Origin of the sequence: Paenibacillus sp. RUD330 (assembly GCF_002243345.2) — a bacterium.
Taxonomy (GTDB): domain Bacteria; phylum Bacillota; class Bacilli; order Paenibacillales; family Paenibacillaceae; genus Paenibacillus_O.
On record NZ_CP022655.2, the window covers coordinates 739,854 to 765,000 of the forward strand.

Annotated in this window: 41 protein-coding genes and 1 pseudogene (1 of these 42 running past the window's edge); 40 read left to right on the forward strand and 2 right to left on the reverse strand. The window is 55.1% G+C overall.

The window, feature by feature from the left end; genetic code table 11:
• The first annotated feature begins 40 nt into the window (after positions 1-40).
• The 38 genes and pseudogenes from rplC (at position 41) to CIC07_RS03495 (ending at position 22,372) form a co-directional block, all read left to right on the forward strand.
• A complete protein-coding gene (gene rplC / locus CIC07_RS03310; protein ID WP_076360229.1) occupies positions 41-664 on the forward strand; it encodes a 50S ribosomal protein L3 in 624 nt (207 codons plus the stop codon).
• Between the two features lie 30 nt (positions 665-694).
• Positions 695-1,318, forward strand: coding sequence for a 50S ribosomal protein L4 (gene rplD / locus CIC07_RS03315; protein WP_021878330.1), 624 nt, complete (start codon positions 695-697; stop codon positions 1,316-1,318).
• A complete protein-coding gene (gene rplW, locus CIC07_RS03320; RefSeq protein ID WP_021878329.1) occupies positions 1,318-1,608 on the forward strand; it encodes a 50S ribosomal protein L23 in 291 nt (96 codons plus the stop codon). The genes rplD and rplW overlap by 1 nt, the downstream gene beginning before the upstream one ends.
• A 26-nt stretch (positions 1,609-1,634) precedes the next feature.
• Complete coding sequence (gene rplB / locus CIC07_RS03325; protein ID WP_076360231.1) at positions 1,635-2,465, forward strand: 50S ribosomal protein L2; 831 nt, start codon at positions 1,635-1,637, stop codon at positions 2,463-2,465.
• Positions 2,466-2,536: 71 nt separating this feature from the next.
• Positions 2,537-2,815 carry a 30S ribosomal protein S19 gene (rpsS, locus tag CIC07_RS03330; protein ID WP_021878327.1) on the forward strand — a complete coding sequence of 93 codons (279 nt, stop codon included), beginning with the start codon at positions 2,537-2,539 and terminating at the stop codon, positions 2,813-2,815.
• 49 nt (positions 2,816-2,864) lie between these two features.
• Positions 2,865-3,200: a 50S ribosomal protein L22 gene (gene rplV / locus CIC07_RS03335; protein ID WP_021878326.1), complete on the forward strand. Its 336-nt coding sequence runs from the start codon at positions 2,865-2,867 to the stop codon at positions 3,198-3,200.
• A gap of 13 nt (positions 3,201-3,213) precedes the next feature.
• The gene (gene rpsC / locus CIC07_RS03340) at positions 3,214-3,879 is read left to right on the forward strand and encodes a 30S ribosomal protein S3 (RefSeq protein WP_021878325.1); all 666 of its coding nucleotides are present in this window, start codon (positions 3,214-3,216) and stop codon (positions 3,877-3,879) included.
• A gap of 2 nt (positions 3,880-3,881) precedes the next feature.
• Entirely contained in the window at positions 3,882-4,316 is a 435-nt protein-coding gene (gene rplP / locus CIC07_RS03345; RefSeq protein ID WP_076360233.1) for a 50S ribosomal protein L16, read from the forward strand.
• Complete coding sequence (rpmC, locus tag CIC07_RS03350; RefSeq protein ID WP_048743602.1) at positions 4,306-4,506, forward strand: 50S ribosomal protein L29; 201 nt, start codon at positions 4,306-4,308, stop codon at positions 4,504-4,506. The genes rplP and rpmC overlap by 11 nt, the downstream gene beginning before the upstream one ends.
• 46 nt (positions 4,507-4,552) lie before the next feature.
• Positions 4,553-4,816 carry a 30S ribosomal protein S17 gene (rpsQ, locus tag CIC07_RS03355; RefSeq protein ID WP_021878322.1) on the forward strand — a complete coding sequence of 88 codons (264 nt, stop codon included), beginning with the start codon at positions 4,553-4,555 and terminating at the stop codon, positions 4,814-4,816.
• Between the two features lie 38 nt (positions 4,817-4,854).
• A complete protein-coding gene (rplN, locus tag CIC07_RS03360) occupies positions 4,855-5,223 on the forward strand; it encodes a 50S ribosomal protein L14 (RefSeq protein ID WP_048743599.1) in 369 nt (122 codons plus the stop codon).
• Positions 5,224-5,272: 49 nt separating this feature from the next.
• Entirely contained in the window at positions 5,273-5,626 is a 354-nt protein-coding gene (gene rplX, locus CIC07_RS03365) for a 50S ribosomal protein L24 (RefSeq protein WP_021878320.1), read from the forward strand.
• 31 nt (positions 5,627-5,657) lie between these two features.
• On the forward strand, positions 5,658-6,200 hold the full coding sequence (rplE, locus tag CIC07_RS03370) for a 50S ribosomal protein L5 (RefSeq protein ID WP_021878319.1): 543 nt from the start codon (positions 5,658-5,660) through the stop codon (positions 6,198-6,200).
• A gap of 27 nt (positions 6,201-6,227) precedes the next feature.
• Positions 6,228-6,413, forward strand: coding sequence for a type Z 30S ribosomal protein S14 (locus CIC07_RS03375; RefSeq protein ID WP_010348808.1), 186 nt, complete (start codon positions 6,228-6,230; stop codon positions 6,411-6,413).
• A gap of 31 nt (positions 6,414-6,444) precedes the next feature.
• Positions 6,445-6,843 (forward strand): 30S ribosomal protein S8, encoded by a 399-nt coding sequence (rpsH, locus tag CIC07_RS03380; protein ID WP_021878317.1) that lies wholly within the window; start codon positions 6,445-6,447, stop codon positions 6,841-6,843.
• A 30-nt stretch (positions 6,844-6,873) separates the two neighbouring features.
• A complete protein-coding gene (gene rplF, locus CIC07_RS03385; RefSeq protein WP_049868848.1) occupies positions 6,874-7,416 on the forward strand; it encodes a 50S ribosomal protein L6 in 543 nt (180 codons plus the stop codon).
• Positions 7,417-7,475: 59 nt separating this feature from the next.
• Positions 7,476-7,844, forward strand: coding sequence for a 50S ribosomal protein L18 (gene rplR / locus CIC07_RS03390; protein ID WP_048743594.1), 369 nt, complete (start codon positions 7,476-7,478; stop codon positions 7,842-7,844).
• Between the two features lie 20 nt (positions 7,845-7,864).
• Positions 7,865-8,365 carry a 30S ribosomal protein S5 gene (gene rpsE / locus CIC07_RS03395; RefSeq protein ID WP_048743592.1) on the forward strand — a complete coding sequence of 167 codons (501 nt, stop codon included), beginning with the start codon at positions 7,865-7,867 and terminating at the stop codon, positions 8,363-8,365.
• Positions 8,366-8,378: 13 nt separating this feature from the next.
• Complete coding sequence (rpmD, locus tag CIC07_RS03400; protein WP_076360235.1) at positions 8,379-8,558, forward strand: 50S ribosomal protein L30; 180 nt, start codon at positions 8,379-8,381, stop codon at positions 8,556-8,558.
• Between the two features lie 58 nt (positions 8,559-8,616).
• Positions 8,617-9,057, forward strand: a complete 441-nt coding sequence (gene rplO / locus CIC07_RS03405) for a 50S ribosomal protein L15 (protein ID WP_048743590.1) — start codon at positions 8,617-8,619, stop codon at positions 9,055-9,057.
• Positions 9,058-10,356: a preprotein translocase subunit SecY gene (gene secY, locus CIC07_RS03410; protein ID WP_021878311.1), complete on the forward strand. Its 1,299-nt coding sequence runs from the start codon at positions 9,058-9,060 to the stop codon at positions 10,354-10,356. It begins immediately after the preceding gene.
• Positions 10,357-10,447: 91 nt separating this feature from the next.
• The gene (locus tag CIC07_RS03415; protein ID WP_021878310.1) at positions 10,448-11,101 is read left to right on the forward strand and encodes an adenylate kinase; all 654 of its coding nucleotides are present in this window, start codon (positions 10,448-10,450) and stop codon (positions 11,099-11,101) included.
• Entirely contained in the window at positions 11,098-11,856 is a 759-nt protein-coding gene (gene map / locus CIC07_RS03420) for a type I methionyl aminopeptidase (RefSeq protein ID WP_021878309.1), read from the forward strand. The genes CIC07_RS03415 and map overlap by 4 nt, the downstream gene beginning before the upstream one ends.
• Before the next feature lie 7 nt (positions 11,857-11,863).
• Positions 11,864-12,169: a KOW domain-containing RNA-binding protein gene (locus CIC07_RS03425; RefSeq protein WP_076360237.1), complete on the forward strand. Its 306-nt coding sequence runs from the start codon at positions 11,864-11,866 to the stop codon at positions 12,167-12,169.
• Positions 12,147-12,362 carry a translation initiation factor IF-1 gene (infA, locus tag CIC07_RS03430; RefSeq protein ID WP_048743586.1) on the forward strand — a complete coding sequence of 72 codons (216 nt, stop codon included), beginning with the start codon at positions 12,147-12,149 and terminating at the stop codon, positions 12,360-12,362. Before CIC07_RS03425 ends, infA begins: the two co-directional genes overlap by 23 nt.
• 43 nt (positions 12,363-12,405) lie before the next feature.
• Entirely contained in the window at positions 12,406-12,519 is a 114-nt protein-coding gene (gene rpmJ, locus CIC07_RS03435; protein ID WP_021296640.1) for a 50S ribosomal protein L36, read from the forward strand.
• Positions 12,520-12,537: 18 nt separating this feature from the next.
• Positions 12,538-12,906, forward strand: a complete 369-nt coding sequence (gene rpsM, locus CIC07_RS03440; protein ID WP_048743584.1) for a 30S ribosomal protein S13 — start codon at positions 12,538-12,540, stop codon at positions 12,904-12,906.
• A gap of 16 nt (positions 12,907-12,922) precedes the next feature.
• Positions 12,923-13,318 (forward strand): 30S ribosomal protein S11, encoded by a 396-nt coding sequence (gene rpsK / locus CIC07_RS03445; protein WP_021878306.1) that lies wholly within the window; start codon positions 12,923-12,925, stop codon positions 13,316-13,318.
• A 127-nt stretch (positions 13,319-13,445) separates the two neighbouring features.
• The gene (locus tag CIC07_RS03450; RefSeq protein ID WP_049868849.1) at positions 13,446-14,390 is read left to right on the forward strand and encodes a DNA-directed RNA polymerase subunit alpha; all 945 of its coding nucleotides are present in this window, start codon (positions 13,446-13,448) and stop codon (positions 14,388-14,390) included.
• Between the two features lie 20 nt (positions 14,391-14,410).
• Entirely contained in the window at positions 14,411-14,776 is a 366-nt protein-coding gene (rplQ, locus tag CIC07_RS03455; protein WP_048743581.1) for a 50S ribosomal protein L17, read from the forward strand.
• Positions 14,777-15,158: 382 nt separating this feature from the next.
• Positions 15,159-15,938 carry a tRNA pseudouridine(38-40) synthase TruA gene (gene truA / locus CIC07_RS03460; protein WP_076360239.1) on the forward strand — a complete coding sequence of 260 codons (780 nt, stop codon included), beginning with the start codon at positions 15,159-15,161 and terminating at the stop codon, positions 15,936-15,938.
• A gap of 235 nt (positions 15,939-16,173) precedes the next feature.
• Positions 16,174-16,611, forward strand: coding sequence for a 50S ribosomal protein L13 (rplM, locus tag CIC07_RS03465; RefSeq protein WP_048743578.1), 438 nt, complete (start codon positions 16,174-16,176; stop codon positions 16,609-16,611).
• Positions 16,612-16,630: 19 nt separating this feature from the next.
• Positions 16,631-17,023 carry a 30S ribosomal protein S9 gene (gene rpsI / locus CIC07_RS03470; protein ID WP_021878300.1) on the forward strand — a complete coding sequence of 131 codons (393 nt, stop codon included), beginning with the start codon at positions 16,631-16,633 and terminating at the stop codon, positions 17,021-17,023.
• Positions 17,024-17,207: 184 nt separating this feature from the next.
• A complete protein-coding gene (locus CIC07_RS03475; RefSeq protein ID WP_076360241.1) occupies positions 17,208-18,191 on the forward strand; it encodes a nucleoside hydrolase in 984 nt (327 codons plus the stop codon).
• Positions 18,192-18,340: 149 nt separating this feature from the next.
• Positions 18,341-19,033, forward strand: coding sequence for a phosphoadenylyl-sulfate reductase (locus CIC07_RS03480; protein ID WP_076360243.1), 693 nt, complete (start codon positions 18,341-18,343; stop codon positions 19,031-19,033).
• 20 nt (positions 19,034-19,053) lie between these two features.
• A complete protein-coding gene (sat, locus tag CIC07_RS03485) occupies positions 19,054-20,223 on the forward strand; it encodes a sulfate adenylyltransferase (protein WP_076360245.1) in 1,170 nt (389 codons plus the stop codon).
• 150 nt (positions 20,224-20,373) lie between these two features.
• The gene (cwlD, locus tag CIC07_RS03490) at positions 20,374-21,180 is read left to right on the forward strand and encodes an N-acetylmuramoyl-L-alanine amidase CwlD (protein WP_076360259.1); all 807 of its coding nucleotides are present in this window, start codon (positions 20,374-20,376) and stop codon (positions 21,178-21,180) included.
• Positions 21,181-21,249: 69 nt separating this feature from the next.
• A pseudogene (locus tag CIC07_RS03495) lies at positions 21,250-22,372 on the forward strand (Mrp/NBP35 family ATP-binding protein).
• Between the two features lie 228 nt (positions 22,373-22,600).
• On the opposite strand, the gene gerD reads toward CIC07_RS03495, so the two are convergent.
• On the reverse strand, positions 22,601-23,314 hold the full coding sequence (gene gerD / locus CIC07_RS03500; RefSeq protein WP_094248329.1) for a spore germination lipoprotein GerD: 714 nt from the start codon (positions 23,312-23,314) through the stop codon (positions 22,601-22,603).
• 165 nt (positions 23,315-23,479) lie between these two features.
• On the opposite strand from gerD, the gene CIC07_RS03505 reads away from it, so the two are divergent.
• Entirely contained in the window at positions 23,480-24,115 is a 636-nt protein-coding gene (locus CIC07_RS03505) for a KinB-signaling pathway activation protein (protein WP_076360249.1), read from the forward strand.
• An 18-nt stretch (positions 24,116-24,133) separates the two neighbouring features.
• On the opposite strand, the gene pdaB is transcribed toward CIC07_RS03505, so the two are convergent.
• Positions 24,134-24,931 carry a polysaccharide deacetylase family sporulation protein PdaB gene (gene pdaB / locus CIC07_RS03510; protein ID WP_076360251.1) on the reverse strand — a complete coding sequence of 266 codons (798 nt, stop codon included), beginning with the start codon at positions 24,929-24,931 and terminating at the stop codon, positions 24,134-24,136.
• Positions 24,932-25,040: 109 nt separating this feature from the next.
• Here pdaB and CIC07_RS03515 point away from each other — a divergent pair, with 109 nt between their 5' ends.
• Positions 25,041-25,147, forward strand: partial view of a stage II sporulation protein M gene (locus CIC07_RS03515; RefSeq protein ID WP_083688740.1) — the 5' portion only. It continues 520 nt past the right edge of the window; only the first 107 of its 627 coding nucleotides appear in the window; the start codon lies at positions 25,041-25,043; its stop codon lies beyond the right edge, outside the window.

A 25,147-nucleotide genomic window follows, 5' to 3' on the forward strand; every position in this document is an offset into this window, starting at 1 on the left:
ACAAGCGTAAGCTAAAGTGAGAACGAAATGAGGTGTCAACATGAAGGGTATCTTAGGTAAAAAGCTCGGAATGACGCAAGTGTTCACAGCTGAAGGTAATGTCGTGCCAGTCACGGTTATCGAAGCCGGCCCATGTGTCGTCCTGCAAAAGAAAGACCAAGAAAATGATGGCTACGAAGCTGTTCAGCTCGGTTTCTCTGACAAAAAAGAGAAAAACGCCAACAAGCCGCAAGTCGGCCATGCCAAAAAAGCCAATACGGCTCCTAAGCGCTACGTTCGTGAGATTCGTGGCATCAGCCTGGGCGAATACGAAGTCGGCCAAGAAATCAAAGCTGACCTGTTCGTTGAAGGCGAGTTCGTTGACGTGACGGGCGTATCCAAAGGCAAAGGCTTCCAAGGCGTGATCAAACGCTGGGGACAAAGCCGCGGCCCTATGGCGCACGGTTCGCGTTACCACCGCGGTCCTGGTTCGATGGGTTCCATCCAAGCGAACCGCGTACCTAAAGGCAAACGCCTTCCAGGACACATGGGCCATGAGACGATTACGATTCAGAAACTTGAAGTCGTACGCGTCGATGCTGAACGCAACGTACTGCTCGTTAAAGGCTCCATTCCGGGTCCTAAAAACAGCTTCGTTAAAATCAAACAAACGGTGAAGAAATAACTCGCCGCCTGAAGAAAGGAGGAACAAGCTATGCCTAAAGTAGATGTGGTAAATGTGAGCGGCGCAAAAGTCGGCGACATTGAGCTCTCCGAGCATGTCTTCGGCATCGAGCCTAACACTCACGTCCTGCATAGCGCAGTTCTGCTGCAACAAGCAGCCGAGCGCGCTGGCACGCACAAAACCAAAGGACGCTCCGAAGTTCGCGGCGGTGGCCGCAAACCTTGGAAGCAAAAAGGAACCGGACGCGCGCGTCAAGGCTCCATCCGCTCCCCGCAATGGGTTGGCGGCGGTACGGTATTCGGACCGACTCCGCGCAGCTACAGCTTCAAGCTGCCACGCAAAGTTCGTCGTCTGGCTATTCGTTCGGCACTTTCTTCCAAAGTCATCGCTAGCGAGCTGATCGTTCTCGATCAACTGAGCTTCGCTGCTCCGAAGACCAAGGAATTCCAAGCCGTTCTGAACAACCTCAAAGTAGGCCGCAAAGCGCTCGTCGTAACGGCTGAATTCGAGAACAACGTGGCTCTGTCCGCCCGCAACATTCCTGGTGTGAAGTTCGTCGCAGCCTCGGGCATCAATGTTCTGGATGTGCTGTCGCATGACCAACTCATCATCACCAAGGATGCGGTCGAGAAAGTACAGGAGGTGCTTGCGTAATGAAAGATCCACGCGATATTATCAAGCGCCCGGTTATCACGGAACAGACAACTGAGCTCATGGGCGCAAAACGCTATGTGTTCGAAGTTGACATTCGTGCCAACAAAACGGAAATCAAAGCTGCCATCGAGCAGATCTTCAGCGTTAAAGTGACGAACGTGAACACGCTTCGCGTGCCAGCCAAGCCTAAACGCTACGGCCGTCATTCCGGATATACGTCCGAGTGGAAGAAAGCCTTCGTTCAACTGAGCGAAGACAGCAAAGAGCTGGAATTCTTCGAGTCGGTCTAACCTGACAAGATAAGGAGGGAAACAAAGTGCCTATCAAGAAGTACAAACCGACTTCCCCGGCTCGTCGCCACATGTCGGTCTCGACATTCGAAGAGATCACAACAAACGTACCGGAGAAATCGCTCCTGGCGCCGCTTTTCAAAAAAGCCGGCCGCAACAACCAGGGTAAAATCACGGTTCGTCACCACGGCGGCGGGCACAAGCGCAAATACCGCATCATCGACTTCAAGCGGACCAAAGACGGCATCGAAGGCCGCGTAGCGACGATCGAATACGATCCGAACCGCACTTCGAATATCGCTCTGATCAACTATGTCGATGGCGAAAAGCGCTACATCATCGCGCCTAAAGGCCTTAAAGTCGGCGATGCGATCGTTTCCGGTCCATCCGCAGACATCAAAGTGGGCAACGCGCTTCCACTGGAAAACATTCCGGTCGGTACGCTTATCCACAACATCGAGCTGAAGCCTGGCAAAGGTGGACAACTTGTTCGCGCAGCCGGTACGGAAGCTCAGCTTCTCGGTAAAGAGGAAACCTACGTGGTTATCCGTCTCAGCTCCGGTGAAGTGCGCCGCATCCTGAAAACTTGCCGTGCAACGATCGGCTCTGTTGGCAACGAGGATCACGAGCTCGTGAAAATCGGTAAAGCCGGCCGTTCCCGTTGGCTGGGCAAGCGTCCTGAAGTTCGCGGCGTAGTCATGAACCCTAACGATCACCCTCACGGTGGTGGTGAAGGCCGCGCTCCAATCGGACGCAAGTCGCCTATGTCTCCATGGGGCAAACCAACCCTTGGTGCCAAAACGCGCAAGAAGAAGAAAGCATCGAGCCAATATATTATTCGTCGCCGTACGAAATAATAACCGCTTGAGCGATTGTGCGTGACGTAAGTACGTCACGCTAACGCTTCGAGGAAGGGAGGAGCAGATCCATGGGTCGTAGTTTGAAAAAAGGTCCTTTCATCGACGGGTACCTGCTGAAGAAAGTTGAAGAACTGAATGCAGCGAACAAGAAAACGGTGATCAAAACCTGGTCCCGCCGTTCCACCATCTTCCCGCAATTCATCGGACACACGCTGGCTGTTTATGACGGCCGCAAGCACGTGCCGGTATACGTGACGGAAGACATGGTTGGACACAAGTTCGGTGAATTCGCGCCGACTCGTACCTACAAAGGTCACGACGACGACAAAAAAACGGGCAGACGTTAAGTTGCGTTGCCCTTTCCATACCATCGCTGTTTGAGAGGAGGTACCTGTCATGGCAGAAGCTAAAGCACATGCTAACCAAGTGCGCATTGCACCCCGCAAAGCTCAGCTCGTTGTTGACCTGATCCGCGGCAAGCAAGTTGGCGAAGCGATCGCAATCCTGCGCCACACTCCGCGCTCTGCATCCCCGATCGTGGAAAAACTTCTGAACTCTGCAATTGCGAACGCCGAGCATAACTACCAGCTCGACGTGAACAAACTGGTCGTATCCCAGGTATTCGTTAACCAAGGGCCGACTATGAAACGGTTTATGCCGCGCGCTATGGGCCGCGCAAGCCGCATCAACAAGCGCACCAGCCACATCACGCTGGTCGTATCTGAAAAATAAGGAGGGATAACGAGTGGGTCAAAAGGTAAATCCGGTTGGTCTTCGCATCGGGGTCATCCGGGATTGGGAATCCAAATGGTACGCCGGTAAAGATTTCGGCGATCTTCTGATGGAAGACGTTCGAGTTCGCGAATTCCTCAAAGGCAAGCTGAAAGACGCTGCTGTGTCCCGCATCGAGATCGAGCGCGCATCGAACCGCGTGAACGTCACGATCAACACCGCGAAGCCAGGCATGGTCATCGGCAAGGGCGGTTCTGAAGTCGAGAACCTTCGCAACGAGCTGACTCGCCTGACGAACGGCAAAAAAGTGCACATCAACATCTCCGAAATCAAACAAGCCGATCTGGACGCAACGCTCGTTGCCGAAAGCATCGCACAACAGCTTGAGCGCCGGACTTCGTTCCGCCGCGCGATGAAGCAAGCTCTGCAGCGCTCGATGCGCGCAGGCGCAAAAGGAATCAAAACTTCTGTCAGCGGTCGTCTCGGCGGCGCCGAGATCGCTCGTCAAGAAGGATACAGCGAAGGAACCGTGCCGCTTCATACGCTGCGCGCCGATATCGACTACGGCACAGCTGAAGCACATACGACTTACGGCCGCATCGGCGTAAAAGTATGGATCTACCGCGGTGAAATCCTTCCTGTGAAGAAGAAAGCAGCCGTCCAGGAAGGAGGCAACTAATCATGTTGGTACCTAAACGCGTCAAACACCGCAAAGAACAACGCGGACATATGAAAGGCCGCGCTAAAGGCGGCACGGAAGTTCACTTCGGTGAATTCGGCCTTCAAGCGCTTGAGCCTGGTTGGGTCACGAACCGTCAGATCGAATCCGCTCGTATCGCCATGACCCGTTACATCAAACGTGGCGGTAAGGTATGGATCAAGATCTTCCCTTCCAAGCCAATCACCCAGAAGCCTCTCGAGGTCCGGATGGGTAGCGGTAAAGGTAACGTGGAGAAATGGGTTGCCGTCGTTAAACCGGGCAAAGTGATGTTTGAGCTTGCCGGCGTATCCGAGGAAATCGCGCGCGAAGCATTGCGCCTTGCGGCCCACAAGCTCCCGGTAAAAACGAAGTTTGTGAAACGCGAAGAAGTGGGTGGTGAAGCAAATGAAAGCTAATGAATTCCGCAACCTGACCACTGACGAGCTGAACCAAAAGGTTGCCGGCTTTAAAGAAGAGCTGTTCAACCTCCGCTTCCAACTGGCTACCGGCCAATTGGATAATCCGACCCGCATCAGCGCGGTACGGAAAGAAATCGCACGTGCCAAAACGGTACTGCGCCAAAGAGAACTGGGAATCAGCAGCTAATTCAGCCCTGTGCCTGAACGGCCCAGCCTGAGGAAGGAGGAAGAACATGAGCGAACGCAACAACCGCAAAGTTCAGATTGGCAAAGTGGTCAGCGACAAAATGGATAAAACGATCGTGGTGGCTGTAGAAACCTACAAAAAACATGATCTCTACCATAAGCGCATCAAATACACGAAGAAATTCAAAGCCCATGATGAAAACAACACTGCGAAAATCGGTGATACGGTTAAAATCATGGAAACTCGTCCGCTGTCGAAAGACAAGCGTTGGAGACTGGTTCAAGTCGTCGAAGAAGCCGTTGTACTTTAAGACGATTCGGCCATCATGACTGAAAGGAGGACATTTCAATGATTCAACCTTTTACACGCCTTGCGGTTGCTGACAACTCTGGCGCAAAGGAACTGATGTGTATCCGCGTTCTGGGTGGTACGGGACGTCGCGTAGGACACATCGGCGATCTGATCGTCTGCTCTGTCAAACAAGCAACACCCGGTGGCGTTGTCAAAAAAGGCGATGTAGTCAAAGCGGTTATCGTGCGCACGAAGCGTACAGTTCGCCGCAAGGACGGTTCCTACATCGCATTCGACGAGAATGCAGCAGTCATCGTGAAGGAAGACAAGAGCCCGCGCGGCACCCGTATCTTCGGACCAGTTGCCCGTGAGCTTCGTGAGAAAGACTTCATGAAGATCGTATCGCTTGCACCGGAAGTTATCTAATTAACGCCCTGGCGGCGTGATTGAAGTCAAGGAGCAGGAGGTGTAACACATGCCAAAGGTTAAAAAAGTTCTGGAATCCCACAACAACAAGCTGCACGTGAAGAAAGACGATACCGTTATCGTCATCACGGGCAAGGATAAAGGCAAAAAAGGCCGCGTCATCGCAGCTTACCCTCGTGAGAACCGTGTCCTGATCGAAGGCGTTAACATGGTGAAGAAGCATACGCGTCCTTCCCAAGCGAACCCGCAGGGCGGCATCCTCGAGCAGGAAGCTCCGATCCACGTTTCCAACGTGATGCACGTAGATCCGAAGAGCGGCAAAGTAACGCGCATCGGCTACAAAGTGCTTGATAACGGCAAAAAAGTCCGCGTAGCTAAGCGCTCCGGCGAAGTTATCGACTAATTACTCTTTACGGAAAGGAGGACCCTTTACCATGGCAGCAAGAATGAAAGATCGTTTTCTGAATGAAATCACTCCTGCTCTGATGCAGAAGTTCAGCTACCAGACGGTGATGCAAGTGCCGAAGATCGAGAAGGTCGTCATCAACATGGGCGTAGGCGAAGCTGTTGCCAACTCCAAAGTGCTTGACGTCGCTGTCGAAGATCTCCGCCTCATCTCCGGTCAAAAACCGGTTATCACGCGTGCTAAGAAGTCCATCGCCGGCTTCAAGCTTCGTGAAAATATGCCGATCGGGGTTAAAGTTACACTGCGCGGTGACCGCATGTACTACTTCCTCGACAAGCTGTTCAACGTTGCCCTGCCTCGCGTACGCGACTTCCGCGGCGTATCGACCAAAGCTTTCGACGGTCGCGGCAACTACACCCTTGGCCTTAAAGAGCAGCTGATCTTCCCGGAGATCGAATACGATAAAGTCGATAAAGTCCGCGGTATGGACGTCGTTATCGTAACGACGGCTCAATCGGACGAAGAATCTCGTGAGCTGCTGACCCAACTGGGAATGCCGTTCGCGAAGTAATCGCGAATCAGGAGGTGTAATACCAAAGTGGCAAAAACTTCGATGAAAGTTAAGCAGCAACGCGCTCCGAAGTTCAAAGTCCGCGCCTACACTCGTTGCGAGCGTTGCGGACGTCCGCACTCGGTTCTGCAAAAGTTTAAAATTTGCCGGATTTGTTTCCGTGAATTAGCATACAAAGGCCAGATCCCTGGCGTCAAAAAAGCCAGCTGGTAATCAGCTTTAGTCGGGAAGGAGGTACACAAGAATGGTTATGTCTGATCCGATCGCAGATATGCTTACCCGTATCCGCAACGCGAATCTTGTTCGTCATGAAACCGTTGAAATGCCCGCTTCGAAAATCAAGAAGCAAATCGCTGATATTCTCAAGCGCGAGGGCTTCATTCGTGACGCTGAATATATCGAGGACAGCAAGCAAGGGATGATCCGTATTTTCCTGAAATACGGCTCCAACAACGAGCGTGTCATTACTGGTCTGAAACGTATCAGTAAGCCTGGCCTGCGCGTTTACACGAAATCCAACGAGGTTCCGCGCGTACTCGGCGGTCTCGGAATCGCGATTATCTCCACATCCAAGGGAGTTATGACCGACAAAGAAGCACGTCAAGGCAAAGCTGGCGGCGAAGTCGTCTGCTACGTCTGGTAATAAATCGCCACAACGATAGGAGGTGCAACAATGTCCCGTATTGGTCGCAAACCGATTACCGTCCCTAGCGGCGTGAATGTTTCCCTGGACGAAACGGTGATCACGGTAAAAGGACCGAAAGGTTCCCTTAGCCGTCCGGTTCACAAAGATATCAAAGTCAACTTGGAAGAAGGCACGATCCTCGTGGAACGTCCTTCCGACAACAAGCTGCACCGCTCCCTGCACGGCACGACCCGCAGCATCATCGCGAACATGGTCAGCGGTGTAACGGATGGATTCTCCAAGAATCTTGAGCTGGTAGGCGTTGGTTACCGCGCTAGCAAATCCGGCGAGAAAGTCGTCCTCAACGTCGGCTACTCCCACCCGGTCGAAATCGTGCCTGCTGACGGCATCGAGTTCGAAGTGATCGGTAACAACAAAATCACGGTCCGCGGCATCGACAAAGAGCTTGTCGGCGCAACGGCTGCGAAAATCCGCTCCGTACGCGAGCCAGAGCCATACAAAGGCAAAGGCATCAAGTACGAAGGCGAGCGCATTATCCGCAAAGAAGGCAAAGCCGGTAAGAAAAAATAAGCATAAGGCTATGCTTATTGGTATAGAGGTTCATCTATTCAAGAAGGGAGGATCCCTCAATGATCACCAAAGGCGACAAAAACAAAGCCCGTCTGAAACGCCACCTGCGCGTGCGCAAGAAAATCAACGGCACTGTAGCGCGTCCTCGGCTTTCCGTTTACCGCTCCTCCAAGCACATTTACGCTCAGCTGATCGACGATGTGGCTGGAGTAACGATCGCGTCCGCATCTACGCTGGACAAAGAGCTTGCTGAGAAAGTGAACAACGGCGGCAACGTCGAATCCGCTAAGCTCGTAGGCGAACTGATCGCGAAGCGTGCGAAGGATAAAGGCCATGAGAGCGTCGTATTCGACCGTGGAGGCTACCTGTACCATGGACGGATTCAAGCACTGGCTGATGCAGCCCGTGAAGCGGGTCTCCAATTCTAACTAAAAGGAGGTAAATCGACTTGCGTATTGATGCAAATGCGTTGGGTGAACTGACTGAAAAGGTCGTCCACATCAACCGCGTAGCAAAAGTAGTTAAAGGCGGACGCCGCTTCAGCTTCAGCGCCCTGGTTGTTGTCGGAGACGGCAAAGGACATGTAGGCGCTGGTATCGGCAAAGCAGCTGAAGTACCTGAAGCCATTCGCAAAGGTATTGAGGATGCCAAGAAAAACCTGATCTCTGTTCCGCTTGTGAACACGACGATCCCGCACTTGGTGCTCGGCCACTTCGGCGCTGGTGAAGTTCTGCTCAAACCAGCATCCCAAGGTACCGGCGTTATCGCCGGCGGCCCTGTGCGTGCAGTACTGGAACTGGCAGGTGTCGGCGACATCCTGACCAAATCCCTCGGTTCTTCCAACTCCATGAACATGGTTAACGCAACGCTCGAAGGCCTTTCCCGCCTGAAACGCGCTGAAGATGTTGCCAAGCTTCGCGGAAAAACTGTCGAAGAGCTCTTGGGTTAAGGAGGGGAACACGATGGCTAAATTGCAAGTAACCCTCGTCCGCAGTCTGATCGGCCGCAACGAGAAGCAGCGCGCAACGGTCGCATCGCTCGGTCTTCGCAAAATTCGCCAGACGGTTGTCCTTAACGACAGCCCCGCTATCCGCGGTATGGTGAACACGGTTAACCACCTGGTTAAAGTAGAAGAAGTATAAGAGCGAGCAAATCGCTATCCATAGACTTTCAAAGAGCAACAAGGAGGTGCAACGAACGATGAAATTGCATGATCTTAAACCAGCTGAAGGTTCCCGCAAGAGCCCGTTCCGCAAAGGACGCGGTATCGGTAGCGGCAACGGCAAAACGGCGGGCAAAGGCCATAAAGGTCAAAATGCCCGTTCCGGCGGCGGCGTGCGTCCTGGATTCGAGGGCGGTCAAAACCCGCTGTATCGTCGTCTGCCTAAGCGTGGTTTCAACAATCCATTCCGCAAAGAGTACGCGATTGTCAACATCGAAGAGTTGAATGTATTTGAAGCTGGCTCCGAAGTAACTCCTGAAGTTCTCGTTGAGAAGGGCATCATCAAAAACCCTCTCGCAGGAATCAAGATTCTCGGCAATGGCGAAGTAACGGTTCAACTTACGGTTAAAGCAAGCAAGTTCTCTCAATCTGCGGTAGAGAAGATCCAGGCTGCCGGCGGTCAAACCGAGGTGATCTAATTGTTCAAGACGGTTTCAAACATTTGGAAAGTGGAAGACCTTCGCAAGAGGATCCTCTTTACCCTTTTCATTTTGCTTGTATACCGCATCGGTTCCTTCATTCCGGTGCCCAACATCGACAAGAGCGTCTTCACAAGCAATAACCAAGGTTCGGATCTGTTCGGTTTGCTGAACACGTTCACGGGCGGCGCGCTCTTCAAATTCTCGATCTTCGCGATCGGAATCATGCCGTACATCACGGCATCGATCATCGTGCAGCTGCTTTCCATGGATGTCATTCCGCGCTTCGCAGAATGGGCCAAGGAAGGCGAGAACGGCAAACGGAAACTGGCGCAGATTACGCGCTATGGTACCATTGTGTTGGGTCTTGTTCAGGGCTTTGCCACGGCAGTAGGCTTCAATCGTCTCACTAACATGGAACTGGTTCAAAATCCGGGCTTCGCTACCTATGCGATGATCGCCGTCATCCTGACGGCCGGTACAGCCTTCCTCATGTGGTTGGGCGAGCAGATTACGGAGCGCGGCATCGGCAACGGCATCTCGGTAATTATCTTCGCGGGTATTATCGCGGCCATGCCGGGCCACATCGGGAAGATCTACACGACGTACTTCGTGGATCAGCCTGGTGAAGTATTCATGGGCGTGCTGAAGGTTCTGGCCATTCTGATTGTGGTTCTGGCCGTGCTCGTCGGCGTCATCTTCGTCCAACAGGGCATCCGCAAGATCCCTGTCCAATACGCCAAGCGTGTTGTCGGACGCAAGATGTACGGCGGACAATCGACGCATATTCCGCTGAAGGTCAATGGCGCAGGGGTTATCCCGGTCATCTTCGCGGTATCGCTGCTGATGTTCCCATCGACGATCGCTCAGTTCTGGTCCGGCCACAGCTGGGCTCAATGGATCATCAACCACCTGAGCTACGATAAGGCGCTCGGCATGGTGATCTATGTTATACTGATTATCGGCTTCACCTTCTTCTACACCTTCGTGCAGATCAACCCTGTACAGATGGCGGATCAAATGAAGAAGAACGGCGGCTATATCCCAGGCGTTCGCCCGGGCAAACCGACCTCGACCTACATTACGCGCGTCATGTCCCGCATAACCCTCTTCGGAGCTCTGTTCCTGGCGGTTATCTCGCTGATGCCGATACTGTTCGGATCCTTGGCCGGCTTGGATCGTTCGATTCAGCTTGGCGGTACTTCGCTGCTGATCGTCATCGGCGTCGCTCTCGACACGATGAAGCAGATCGAAACCCAATTGATCAAGCGTCACTACAAAGGGTTTATCAATAAATAACACTGGGCTTCGAACGGGCGGCTTGCTGGCTCCAGCTGGAGGTAGTGGTCGGCCCGCGCGTGCCTATTGTGCTTAAAGCGAGGAAGACAGGATGAACATTCTTTTCATGGGTCCTCCGGGGGCCGGCAAAGGCACCCAGGCCGAGAGAATCGTAGAAAAGTTCAACGTTCCTCACATCTCCACCGGCGATGCGTTCCGGCTGGCGATGAAGCAGGGCACTCCGCTTGGCCAGAAGGCGAAGGAATTCGTGGATCAAGGTCTTCTTGTCCCGGATGAAATCACCAACGGGATCGTGCGGGAACGCCTGCTGCTGGCTGATTGCGAGAGAGGCTTCCTGCTGGACGGCTTCCCGCGCACTCTTCAGCAAGCTGCAGCGCTTGACGCCATGCTGGCGGAAATGGGACGCGGCATCGACCATGTAGTCAACCTACATGTCGATCGCGGTCTGCTGCTCGCCAGGCTGACGGGACGCCGCATCTGCAAAACCTGCGGCACCACTTATCACGTGATGTTCAACCCTCCCAAGGTTGAAGGCATCTGCGACAAGGATGGCGGAGAGCTTTACCAGCGTTCGGACGACACCGAGGAGAAGGTCGGTACACGCCTCGACGAGTACATCTCGAAGACGGCTCCTCTTCTGGAATACTACGGCGGCAAAGGCTTGCTGCGCGAAGTGGACGGAGAGAAGGAAATTGACCAAGTAACGGCCGAGATCGTTGCCGCTCTGCGGGGTTCGAACGAATGATAATCTGCAAGTCTGAAGCCGAACTGCGATTCATGAGAGAGGCGGGACGCATAGTAGCCGAGACACACCGTCTTATGGCTGCTTCTGTGCGGGCGGGCATTACGACCCGCGAGCTGGATGATATCGCCGATCGCTACATTCGCAGTCAAGGCGCTATTCCGTCGTTTAAAGGCTACAATCAATTTCCTGGCAGCATTTGCGCTTCTGTCAACGAAGAACTGGTGCACGGCATCCCTGGATCCCGCAAGCTGAACGAAGGCGATATCATCACGCTCGATATCGGCGCTCAGTACGAGGGCTACCACGGGGATTCGGCTTGGACCTATCCGGTAGGGACGGTTACGGATGAAGTCTCCCGCCTGCTGGAGGTCACCGAACGTTCGCTGTTCGCCGGGCTTGAACAGGTCAAACCGGATGTTCGGCTGTATACGGTCTCGCACGCCATCCAGAAAGCGGTGGAAGACGAGGGCTTCTCCATCGTTCGCGAATATGTAGGTCACGGAATCGGCCAGGATCTTCACGAAGAGCCGCAGATTCCGAACTACGGCATTCCGGACCGGGGCCCGAGGCTCAAACCAGGCATGGTGCTGGCCATCGAGCCGATGGTGAACATCGGGGAGCGTTATGTCCGGACACTGACGGACAATTGGACGGTTGTAACGGTTGACGGCTCCTGGTGCGCTCATTTCGAGCACACGGTTGCGGTCACGGAGAACGGCTGCGAGATTTTGACGAAGCTGCCGGATTCGGAGTAAGAGGAACTTGGATCCGCTGGCTCAGATCGGCCGTCTTGTCAAAGTGCTTCGAGGCAAGGACGAGGGCAGCTGCGCCATCATCATCGGATTGATCGACGACCGGTTCGTCTTGATCGCCGATGGAGACGGTCGGCGCTTCGACTCGCCGAAGAAGAAAAACATCCAGCATCTTCAGTTACTGCCGGCTCTCAGCAGCGAAGTTTCGGACAGCATGTCCGAGACGGGCCGGGTGACCAATGCCAAGCTTAGATTCGTCATACAGAAGTACGCTGATCGAAAGGAGAATGAGGATGGCCAAGGAAGACGTCATTGAAGTCGAAGGAACGGTTATCGAACCGCTGCCTAACGCCATGTTCCGGGTTGAACTGGAGAACGGTCACCAGATTCTCGCTCATGTATCCGGCAAGCTCAGAATGCACTTTATCCGTATTCTGACCGGAGACAAAGTGGTTATCCAGTTGTCGCCTTACGATTTATCCAGAGGACGCATTACCTATCGGAAGTAGAACCGCGGGTTCGACGGAAGAAGGAATCGGGAGGTAATTACCAATGAAGGTCAGACCTTCGGTTAAGCCTATTTGCGAGAAATGCAAAGTCATTCGCCGCAAAGGCAACGTTATGGTCATTTGCGAAAATCCGAAACACAAACAAAGACAAGGTTAAGAAAGGAGGACACTGCCCATGGCACGTATAGCTGGTGTGGATTTGCCGCGCGACAAGCGCGTTGAGATTGCTCTCCAGTACATCTTCGGCATCGGTCAAACGACCGCTAAGAGGATCCTGGCTGAAACTGGCGTCAGCGCAAGCACGCGCGTTCGCGACCTCACGGAAGACGAAGTAAGCAAGCTGCGCGAAGTAATCGACAAGTCTGTTAAAGTGGAAGGCGATCTCCGCCGCGAGATTTCCCTCAACATCAAACGTCTTGTTGAAATCGGATGCTACCGTGGTATCCGCCACCGCCGCGGTCTGCCGGTTCGCGGACAACGCACGAAGACCAACGCCCGTACGCGTAAAGGTCCTCGTCGGACTGTAGCGAACAAGAAGAAATAAGGGGGGATAAAGAACAATGGCTAAACCTAAAAAAGTGGTTCGCACCAAACGCCGTGACCGGAAGAATATCGAATCCGGCGTAGCGCACATCCGCTCGACGTTCAACAACACGATCGTCACGATTACGGATCCGCACGGCAACGCCATCTCCTGGGCAAGCTCCGGCAACCTCGGATTCAAAGGCTCGCGCAAAAGCACGCCTTACGCCGCTCAAATGGCTGCTGAATCCGCTGCTAAAGCCGCTATGGAACATGGCATGAAAGCCGTTGAAGTCATGGTTAAAGGACCTGGCGCCGGCCGTGAAGCCGCGATCCGTTCCCTTCAAGCCGCTGGCCTCGAAGTGAACCTGATCAAGGACGTAACTCCGGTTCCTCACAACGGCTGCCGTCCGCCGAAACGCCGTCGCGTATAGTTCGTCGGTCTGTGGTATCAAATTGCTGCAACTTGTGAATAATGGTTGTGAAGGTTTGGCATACTACATGATTTGACGCCATTGAACGTTATTGATACGGAGCGACGTTTTGAAGGAGGGTACTATAGTGATTGAGATCGAAAAGCCGAAAATCGAAACCGTTGAGCTGAGTGACGACGGAGCGTATGGCCGATTTGTCGTCGAGCCCCTGGAACGGGGTTACGGCACGACACTCGGAAACTCGCTTCGCCGCATCCTGCTCTCGTCGCTTCCCGGCGCGGCAGTGACGTCCGTGCAGATTGACGGAGTTCTTCACGAGTTTTCCACGGTTCCGGGGGTCATGGAGGACGTTACCGAAATGATCCTGAACCTGAAAGGCCTGTCGCTCAAGATCCACTCCGACGAAGAGAAGGTGCTGGAAATTGATGCAGAAGGCGAAGGGAACGTAACGGCGGGCGACATCCGCGCAGACAGCGATGTCGAGATTCTCAGCCCTGATCTTCATATCGCAACCTTGGCTTCCGGCGCACGGCTCCATATGAGGATTTTCGCCAATCGCGGCCGCGGTTATGTGCAAGCAGACCGCAACAAGCGTGAAGACCAGCCGATTGGCGTCATCCCCGTTGATTCGATTTACACGCCAATTACTCGTGTGAACTATAGCGTTGAGAATACACGTGTCGGTCAGGTGACCAACTACGACAAGCTGACGCTTGAAGTATGGACGGATGGAAGCATCCGCCCCGAAGAGGCTGTAAGCCTCGGCGCTAAAATTCTGACCGAGCATTTGGACCTGTTCGTCGGACTGACCGATGAAGCTAAAGACGCGGAAATTATGGTTGAGAAGGAAGAGGACAAGAAGGAGAAAGTTCTCGAGATGACGATCGAGGAACTGGACCTGTCCGTCCGTTCTTACAACTGCCTTAAACGTGCTGGCATCAACACCGTTCAAGAACTGACCCTGAAGACGGAAGAAGACATGATGAAGGTCCGCAACCTGGGCCGCAAGTCTTTGGAAGAAGTTCAGGAGAAGCTCGAAGAGCTGGGTCTTGGCCTCCGCACGGAAGAATAAGCATCAAGGAGGGGAAATCGATGGCATACTCTAAACTGGGACGCGACGCAAGCGCGCGGAAAGCACTGTTCCGTGACCTTGTTACCGACCTGTTCCTGTACGAGCGCATTCAAACGACCGAAGCGAAAGCGAAAGAAGTGCGTTCGATTGCAGAAAAACTGATCACGAAAGCGAAGCGCGGAGATCTCCACGCCCGCCGTCAAGTGGCTGCATACGTGCGCCGCGAGACGATCGACGGAGAGCAGGACGCAATCCAAAAGCTGTTCTCGGAACTTGCGAGCCGCTACTCCGAGCGCGCTGGCGGATACACTCGTATCCTCAAGCTGGGACCTCGCCGCGGCGATTCGGCTCCTATGGTCTTCCTCGAACTGGTTGACCGCGCGTAAATAGCACCCGCTGCCGCTGCCGGCGGCAAGCAAAAGGTGGACCTAAGCGGCCACCTTTTTTCTTTTGCCCTCCGGCTGGCCGTGCAGCATGCCTTTGACCCCTTTGGAGGCGTGTGGAATTTCAGACGGGATGCAAAGGTTCCGCGATGGAAGATGCTTGCACATAGCAGCGGAGCAATCGAATGAATCGTGGAGAAACGTTAGTGTTCGCCTTTGAAGACGGATTTCAACCCTGTTGAATCTGATCAGGAAATACGGCTTCAACAGCGATCGGAACGATCATTTGATTGCGCAGCGGCGGAGCCGGCAGGCAGTCTGAACACGAGGAATCTTTGCAAAGCCAAGGATAGAATTTTCAAAGGCGGCCAAGGAGAGAAAAGCTTTGAGAAACATACGGATGAAGGTAGCCTACGACGGCACCGCCTACAGCGGATTTCAATCCCAGCCGGGAGGGAATACGGTCCAGGACGTCATTGAGCAGGCTATCGAGGTGCTTACGGATGCTAAGACCCATATCACGGCCTCAGGACGCACGGATGCCAGAGTGCATGCCCTGGGTCAGGTATTCAACTTTTACACCGAGGCGCAGATAGCGGTCGAACGGTGGTCCCTGGCTCTCAACAGCCGGCTGCCCTCCGATATTAGAATTGTGGAGAATGCGGTGGAAGTGCCGCTGGAATTTCACTCCAGGTATGCAGCCAAGCGCAAGACATACCGCTATTCGATCTATACGGGCAAGTTCAATGACGTCTTCCGCCGTAATTATCATTTTCATCATCCAGCACCACAGTTGAACGTCGGGGCCATGCGCAGAGCGCTTGAATATATCGTTGGCGAACATGACTTCACATCGTTCACAACGGTCCATTCGGACAAAACCTCGCATGTGAGGACGATTTACGAGGCGGAGCTTCGGCAGGAGGGCCCTAACCTGGATCTTTACTTGACGGGGAACGGCTTCCTTTACAATATGGTCAGGATCATAACCGGTACGCTGCTGCTCGTCGGCAAAGGCAAGCTGGATCCGGATTCGATGGGCGGAATCATTCTGGCCAAGAATCGTCAAGCAGCCGGTCCGACGGCCGTTCCTTATGGATTGACGCTGGTTGAAGTGGATTATGGAGAGCAATCCTGTCAACAGATGGTTGGAACAGATTCCTAGGATAAATATACCGGTCTGTTATCGTGATTTTATCGTGATTCGATTCCAAAAATCCTTGCACTGGGCGCTCCGTTATTGTAATATATAACTTGTGCTTTCTTATTGGCTCTCCCACAGCCCCGCGTAAGAAAGTCACAACCCGAAAGGCAACACAAGCAACAACCTACCATGATAATTGACCTTGAAACGTGTGTTTCATGATAAATGATCGTAAACATTGAAGGAGGATCCCCTCATGCGCTCCACTTATATGGCTAAGCCTACCGAAGTTCAACGCAACTGGCACATCGTTGATGCTGAAGGCCAAACGCTTGGCCGTCTTGCCAGCGAAGTTGCAAGCCTGATCCGCGGCAAGCACAAGCCGCAATTCACTCCACATATCGACACCGGCGATTTCGTCGTTGTCATCAACGCAGAGAAAATCGTTCTGACCGGCAACAAATGGAATGACAAGAACTACTACCGTCACTCCATGCACCCAGGCGGTCTGAAAGTGACTCCTGCCAAGGACCAGCTGATCAAGAAGCCTGAGAGCCTCGTTGAGTACGCCGTACACGGCATGCTTCCTAAAAACCGTCTCGGCAACAAAATGAAGCTGAAGCTCAAAGTATACGCTGGATCGGAACATCCGCACCAAGCACAAAATCCGGTAGCTTACGAGCTGCGCGGTTAATTAGAAGGAGGACCCTACAATGGCTCAAGTTCAATACTATGGAACTGGTCGTCGTAAGCACTCCGTAGCACGCGTACGTCTCGTGCCGGGTGAAGGACGAATCATTATCAACAAGCGCGAAATGGATGATTACTTCGGTCTTGAAACGCTGAAGCTGATCGTTAAACAACCGCTTGCCCTGACGGAAACAGTCGGCAAATACGACGTTATCGTCATCGCGCATGGCGGCGGCACTTCCGGTCAAGCCGGAGCCATCCGTCACGGCATCTCCCGCGCTCTGCTCAAAGCAGATCCGGAGTTCCGTCCATCCCTGAAGCGCGCAGGCTTCCTGACGCGTGACCCGCGGATGAAAGAACGTAAGAAGTACGGCCTCAAAGCAGCTCGTCGTGCTCCTCAGTTCTCCAAACGTTAATATGTTCTACAAGCACCTTTTCCGCTGTCGCGGAAAAGGTGTTTTTTGTAGGTGGCTGGCGAAGGATATATAGGACTGCAATCGCAAAAGAGGCAGCCTATGGTCTTGGTTGAAGGAACACTTATTCGTCGAAGGCAATGAAGGGATCCATCACCGAGGCTTACATAAGAAAGGAAGATGACCAATGAATTCGAATACCCAGAAACCCGTTTACTTCAATCATGACGGAGGCGTCGACGATCTCGTCTCCCTCTTTTTGCTGCTGCAGATGAGGGATGTCGATCTGATCGGCGTATCCGTGATCGATGCGGATTGCTACGTGGAGCCGGCCGTATCGGCGAGCCGCAAGATCATCGACCGTTATGGCGCTCCGGAGCTGAAGGGATTGGAAGTAGCCCGTTCCAATTCCCGGGGAAAGAACCCGTTTCCAAAGGATTGGCGCATGCACGCATTCTATGTCGATGCCCTTCCTTTGCTGAATGAGCGTCCAGAGGTCCTCACGAAAGAGGCGGCGAAGCCGGCGCATCTGGATATCGTGGACAAGCTTCTGGCGAGCAAGGAGCCGGTGACGCTGCTGTTCACGGGTCCGCTCACGGATCTTGCCCGAGCTCTCGATGCGGACAGCACCCTTGAAAGCAAAATCGAGAAGCTGTACTGGATGGGCGGAACGTTCCTCCCGGACGGCAACGTGCATGAGCCCGAGCATGACGGCACGGCGGAATGGAACAGCTATTGGGATCCGGAGGCAGCCAAGCGTGTATGGGACAGCGGCATCGCCATCGACATGGTCGCGCTGGAAAGCACGAACAAGGTGCCGCTCATGGTGGAAACCCGCAAGGAGTGGGCGCAAAACCGCCGTCACGAGGGAATCGACTTCCTGGGCCAATGTTATGCGACCGTTCCTCCGCTCGTTCACTTCGCCACCAACTCCACTTATTACCTGTGGGATGTCCTGACGACCGCGATCATCGGCAAGCCTGAGCTCGTATCCTCGAGAGATGCGACTTGCGACGTCATTCCTTCCGGTCCTTCTCAAGGACGCACGGTGGAAAAGGAAGACGGAAGAAAGGTCACGGTCGTGGACGACGTGAACCGCGATGCTTTCTTCGAGTACTTGACGGAGCTTGCCCGCAACGCGGACAAGGATGGAGTCTACCGCATAAGGTAGCCTTATCCCTTGGATAAGAAACCCTTATACAGCAAGGAATTTCGGGCTTTTTTGGTGAATTAAACAATTGCTCAACGGCATCGTTCCCCTTATAATCATAGTAAAGCATAGTTTATTACTTGGTATTGATGATTAGGAGGGGAACCACCTTGAACCTTTTGGAAAAAGAAGCCCTGATTACCGAGCAGGCGGTTAAGCTGGAAACGGCATCGCCGGAGGAAATCCTCAAATACGCAGTCGACACCTTCCCGAATATTACGTTTGCCTGCAGCTTCGGAGCCGAGGACGTCGTTCTCGTCGACATGCTGCAGAAAGTCAGCCCGCGGTCGGACATTTTCTATCTGGATACCGACTTCCACTTTGCGGAGACATATGAGACACGCGACCGGATGGAAGCCAAATACGGCATCAAATTCGTTCAGGTGAAGCCGGTGCTCACGCCGGAGGAACAAGCGGCGCAGCATGGCGGGGAGCTGTGGAAGAGCGATCCCAACGCTTGCTGCAACATCCGCAAGGTCGAACCGCTCACCCGCATCCTGTCCCAGTACGAGGCGTGGATCACCGGCATCCGCCGCGATCAGGCTCCTACGCGCGCCAACGCCAAGAAGATCGAGTACGATACGAAATTCGGGCTCGTCAAATTCAACCCGATCGCGCATTGGACTTCCGAGGATGTCTGGAACTATATCCGGGAGAATGAAATCATCTACAACCCTCTGCATGACCGCAACTTCCCGAGCATCGGCTGCGAGCAGTGCACGCGCCAAGTCGCTCCGGGCGAGGATCCTCGCGCCGGACGCTGGTCCGGCAACGACAAAACCGAATGCGGACTGCATAAATGAGCCGCGGGGAGGATAAGGACATGGCAAGCATCAAGCCTCATGGCGGAGAACTGGTGAACCGGATCGCCGAAGGAGCCGAGCGCGAGCGTCTGCTGCAGGAAGCAGGCGGCCTTGCGGCTTTGACCGTAGACAATTGGACGATCTCGGATCTCGATCTCATCGGCGTCGGAGCGTTCTCGCCGTTGACGGGATTCCTCGGCGAAGAGGATTACCGTTCGGTCGTGGACCGGATGCGTCTGACAAGCGGAATCGTATGGAGCATTCCGATTACGCTGGCTGTAGATGAAGCCTTCGCTTCCGAATTGTCGGCGGGACAGCGCGTCGCTCTCAGGGGCGAGGATGGAGTCGTTTATGCGCTGCTGGACGTGGAGAGCGTTTATTCGGTCGATCAGAAGCATGAAGCCGTGCAGGTGTTCAAGACCGGCGACCTCGAGCATCCCGGCGTCAAGAAGCTCTTTTCCCGGCCGAACACGTATGTGGGCGGTCCCATCACCGTGCTGAACCGGCCGCAGCCGGAAAAGTTCGGCGAGTTCTATTTCGATCCGGTCCAGACGCGCCAGATCTTCGCCGACAAAGGCTGGAAAACCGTCGTTGGCTTCCAGACGCGCAATCCGGTCCACCGCGCCCATGAATTCATCCAGAAATGCGCGATGGAGATTGTAGACGGCCTTTTCCTCAATCCGCTGGTCGGAGAGACGAAATTGGATGATGTGCCGGCCAATGTGCGGATGAAGAGCTATTTGGCCCTGCTGGACAATTACTATCCGGAGAGCCGGACGTTTCTCGGGGTGTTCCCGGCGGCCATGCGCTACGCGGGCCCGCGCGAAGCGATCTTCCATGCGCTCGTGCGCAAGAATTACGGATGCACGCATTTCATCGTCGGGCGCGACCATGCCGGAGTCGGCGATTACTACGGCACCTATGAGGCCCAGGATCTGCTGAAGACGTTCCCTGCGGAGGATCTGGACATCACCCCGCTGTATTTCGAGCACAGCTTCTTCTGCAAGAAATGCGGCAACATGGCCACGAGCAAGACTTGTCCGCATGACAAGTCGGAGCATGTGGCGCTCTCGGGCACGAAGGTGCGCGAGATGCTGCGCGGAGGCATCTGTCCGCCTCCGGAGTTCTCCCGCCCGGAAGTGGCCCAGATTCTCATCGAAGGCATGCAGGAGCAGCCTGCGAACGCTTGAGCCGGACAAACCGGAATGAATGAACGCCCTGTCCCATATAAATGATTAGAGCGCGGATGGCTTGCTGCATGAGCCCCGCGGCTGCCGATCATGTATGCGGGATGGGGTGTTTTTTTGATAAAAAAAGCGGCCGGAGAAAATAGGCATGGTCTGTACCGCAGCCGCAGGCGCTTTGTCGTCTGGATGAATGCGCGGGGCTGGACCCGGCTGGGCATTATCGCGGGCATGCTGGCGATTCTCGCCTGGATGCTGACGGAGCAGATGCCGGCGGCCCGCACCTGGAGCGACTGGTCGATGCCGCTGAGCGGCAAGACGATCGTGCTGGATGCGGGACATGGCGGACCGGACGGCGGCGCCGTCAGCAAAAGCGGCATGGTCGAGAAGGATCTCAACCTGGCGATCGTGCTCCAGCTGCGGGATTATCTGCAGCAATCGGGCGCCCTAGTATACGTGACGAGGGAGGGGGACAACGATCTCGCTTCCCCGGATACGAAGGCCTACCGAAAAAGGAAAAGCGAGGATTTGGCGCAGAGGGCCAAATTCGTGAAGGAGCATCAAGCGGATCTTATGATCAGCATACACATGAACAGCATTCCTTCCCCGAAATGGTCGGGAGCCCAGACGTTTTACTATCCGAATCATGAAGGCAATGCCGCGCTTGCCGCCCTCATCCAGGACGAGATCCGCGTGAACCTGCAGAATACGGAGCGCGTGGCCGCCAAGGCTCCCAATACGGTGTATCTGCTCAAAGCCGTCGATACGGTTCCGAGCGCTCTTGTCGAGGTCGGCTTCCTGTCGCATCCGGGCGAGGCCGCCAGGCTTGGCGACGCCGGTTACCAGAAGCAGGTGGCGGCGGCGGTCTATCAGGGCATTCTCCGCTACAGCAGCGGGGAGCGCCCTTCCGGCAGCTCCTCCAGCCCGTCTTCGCCGCTTCCATCTCCTGCCGCAAAGCCGTAGGAGAGGAGAGAAATCCGATTTCATTATGCTATAATGGAATGGATTTATGCGGAAGGTGGAGAGTGGAACATGCTTACACGTGAACTCGTGATAGAGGCCGTCAATTCGGTGACGGCCGCTTTTGCCGCGGACGGGATTGCCGTCCGCGATATTATGGTGAGGGACGGTCAGGTATCGCTGACCGTCCTCACCCCCGGCGGCGGCGCGCAGCCGCCGCTGGAAGCCGCGCTGCGCGAAGCGCTGGCGCGGACAGGGGCCGAAGCCGTGCATCTGCGGCTGCGGGCCCCTCGAGGCGCCCGCCGGCGGCGCAGCTGCCGCCGCGGCAGGCGCCCCGGGCGCGGCAGCGGAGGCGAAGCCCGCTGCCGGCGCAGGCACAGGCGCCGCACCCGTGCGGGGGCACGGGGCGGGCCTGGAGGCGCTGCCGCTGCTTGCGGAGCGCAGCGGCACGCAGTTCATTGCCGTCGCCAGCGGCAAGGGCGGCGTCGGCAAGTCGACCGTCACCGTCAATTTGGCGGTGGCGCTCGCCCGCAGGGGCAAGCGGGTCGGCTTGATCGATGCCGACATCTACGGCTTCAGCGTGCCCGACATGATGGGCATCGAATCGCGGCCGGAGATCGTGGACGGCCGGATTGAGCCGATCGAGCGCTTCGGCGTGAAGGTCATCTCGATGGGCTTCTTCGTCGAGGACAACAGCCCTATCGTCTGGCGCGGCCCGATGCTTGGCCGGATGCTCCGCAACTTCTTCCAGGAGGTCGAGTGGGGCGAGCTGGATTATGTGCTGCTGGACTTGCCGCCGGGCACGGGCGATGTCGCGCTCGACGTTCACCAGATCTTGCCGCAGAGCAAGGAAATCATCGTGACGACCCCTCATGCGACAGCCGCTTTCGTCGCAGCCCGCGCCGGCGCGATGGCCATCACGACGCAGCATGAGATCCTTGGTGTCGTGGAGAACATGTCCTATTACCTGAGCCCGTCCACCGGCGAGAAAGAGTATGTGTTCGGACGCGGGGGAGGGGCGAAGCTGGCGGAGACGCTCCACACCTCGCTGCTCGCTCAAGTGCCTCTCGGCGCCCCGGACAACCATGTCTCCGAGCCGGACTTCTCTCCGTCGGTCTACAAGGCGGAGACGGAGACGGGAACCATCTATCTGGAGCTGGCCGATCAGGTGATCAAGCTGGCGCCGGCTCATTGATTGTCTTCCTTGCCATTCAAAAAGGGCAGCCCCGGTTCGATCCGGGTGCTGCCCTTTTTGGCGTCATCCTTAGCTGCCTGCTTTGCTGAAAGCCTGGCATAAAGCTCAACCGCCTGTCTGCTTCACCATCGTGATGTTCGACTGTCGTCGCCGCCTGACCGCCTCAACATCGTGATGTTCGACTGCCTCCGCTGCCATCCTTGCTGTCGTCGCCGCCTATCTGCCTCATCAGCTTGATGTTCCGCTGCCTTCGCCGCTATCCTTGCTGTCGTCGCCTCCACCGCCGCCGTCTTCACCGCCGCTGTCGCCGCCTTCGCCGCCACCGCCGGAGCTTGTATCCACTTTCTCGCCCGGCTTGACGCGAAGCTCCTCCTGAACCGCTTTTTTGAGCAGGTCGAGGATTTCCACGCGGAAGAGCGGATTGGACATCGATTCCTGCATGATGGTCATGACCTGCTTGCGGTATTGCGAGCTCATGAGCACTTCGAGAATCATCTTGTCCATCTCCGGCGTTTTCATCGCCGAGATCAATTCCTTCTGGTATCCGGGATCTTTCATCAGCTCTTTGTGGATATCCTTGTTTTCTTTGTTGACCGCTTTGGCGAAATCGCCTGCAAAACGGGTGTCCGTCATCAGCTGCTTGATCACTTTGTCGTAATCCGGCGATGTGATCGTTTCCTTGACAGCCATGCGCACGCTCTCCGCATCCTGGACCGACAGCGACTTGATGCCGCTGCTCGACGTTCCCGCAGCGCTCATTTGGCTTTCCTGCAGCGCTTTTTGGGCGTCCTCGGTCTTGAGAATGTCGATCACCATGGATTTCATGTCTTTGTAGCTGGTCTGCTGGCCGCCTCCTCCTTGCGGCTCGGCGCCGCATCCAGTCAGCAGAACGGCAGCAAAAGCCGATATCGAAAAGCAGTACAAGGCCCGCTTGAGCTTCATGTCGAGGTTCCCCTTTCTTCGCTGTGCCGCCAAGTGTAGGATAGCGGCGATGATACGTACAGTATGCGCGAAGGGAAGGGCGAATATCAGGGAAAGCCTTAGCTTTTTATTCCGTTCATGGTAAGATGAAGGATATGGCCAACTTCTCTGGGGGGATACATCCGCATGACGATCCGCAAGTGGTTTCACCTGTTCTGGACAACGCTAGCCTTGGGCGCCGCGACGACATTGATCGTCGGGGTCCTGATGCTTTTGACCGATAAGAGCTTCAGCGTATTCGGCTGGTCCGGGTTCGGCTTCAACCTCTTCAACATGATGCTGGTGGGCTTGCTGATCGGCGCCTTCAGCCAGATGGGCTTCTTTGCTTATCTGACGGTCAACTACATCGCCCTGAGCGTATTCCGCAAAGCTTATCTCTGGAATGCCTTGCAAGCGTATACGACGATCTTCGCGCTCGGCTTTCTCGGTTATGTCCTATACGGCGCCCGCGGCGACCTGGGCAATGTCGTCTTCTGGGCGCTGCCGCTTGGAATCGCTGCCGTGTCTTGGGCGGTCGGAGCATGGAAGAGCCGGATGACGAACAACCATGCCTTCATCCCGACGCTGTTCCTGATGGTGGTCGTGACCGCGATCGAGGCATGGCCCAGCTTCCAGCCTGGAGATGACGGCAGTGTAAGCACCAGCGCCATCCTCTTCATGATGGCTCCGCTTGTCGTCTGCAATGCCTACCAGATTCTGCTTCTCCACCGCATTACGGGCAGCAGAAAAGCCGTCGACGCGCCGGAGGCGAAGACGGCCTGAAGCAATTCTTGCGGCTGCCTACATATTGATGGTGACCGGCTCGCTGGAGACGCCGTTGTCCCGCACTTCCTTGCCGGAAGCCTCCGTGCCGCTGATCAGCTGGGAGACGCTGACGAATTCATAACCCTGGCTGCGCAGCTGGTCGATGATAATCGGGAGCGCTTCATGGGTCTGCTTCACGGAATCGCTGGCATGGAGCAGCACGATATCGCCGGGATGGGCGCGCTTGAGCACGCGGTCGACAATGTTTTGGGTTCCGATATTCATCCAGTCCTGGGAGTCGGTGTCCCATTGAATGACCTTGTAGCCCAAGCTTTCCGAAACTTGAAGCACCCTTTTGTCAAAATCCCCGTTGGGGAGGCGGATGAGCTGGGGTGCTTTTCCCGTCTCCTGGGTAAGGATGGAGTGGGCTGTCTGGATCTGGGTCTTGATCTCCTCGTCGGTCAGCTTGCTGTAGTTCTCGTGCTTGTGGCCGTGGCTGCCGATCTCCCAGCCGCTGTCAGCGATGGATTTGACGATTTGCGGATGAGTTTGCGCCCAGGGAGAGGAGAGGAAGAACGTTGCGTTCTTGACGTTTTTCTCTTTCAGGATCTCAAGGATCGGCTCCGCGCGCTTTTCTCCCCAGCTGATGTCGAAGGTCAAAGCAATGATTTTTTTGCTGGTCGGCACATCATAGATAGCGGCGGGCTGATCGTTCGCGAACACGGAGATCTGGTCCTTCTCGGTATAAATGACACCGGCGGCAAAAATGACGGCCACGGCCAAGAAGAAATAACGCCTGATTTTCCTTCCGTTGAACACATAAAAATGATTCATCGATGAACGGGCTCCTTTCGCGGCAAGCTTGGCTTGCTGTATGGATTAGTACAATCTATGCCCGTCCGTAGAGGATATTCGCCTCAGCCTAATTTTAGGGGGAAATGGAATGAGCAATCGAATGAAAGCAAGCTTCGCATCCATCAAGCAGGTGCGCCGGCAGTTTTGGCTGGGATGCCTGCTGTTCGCGGCCGGTGCTTGGATCGGAGCGGTCAA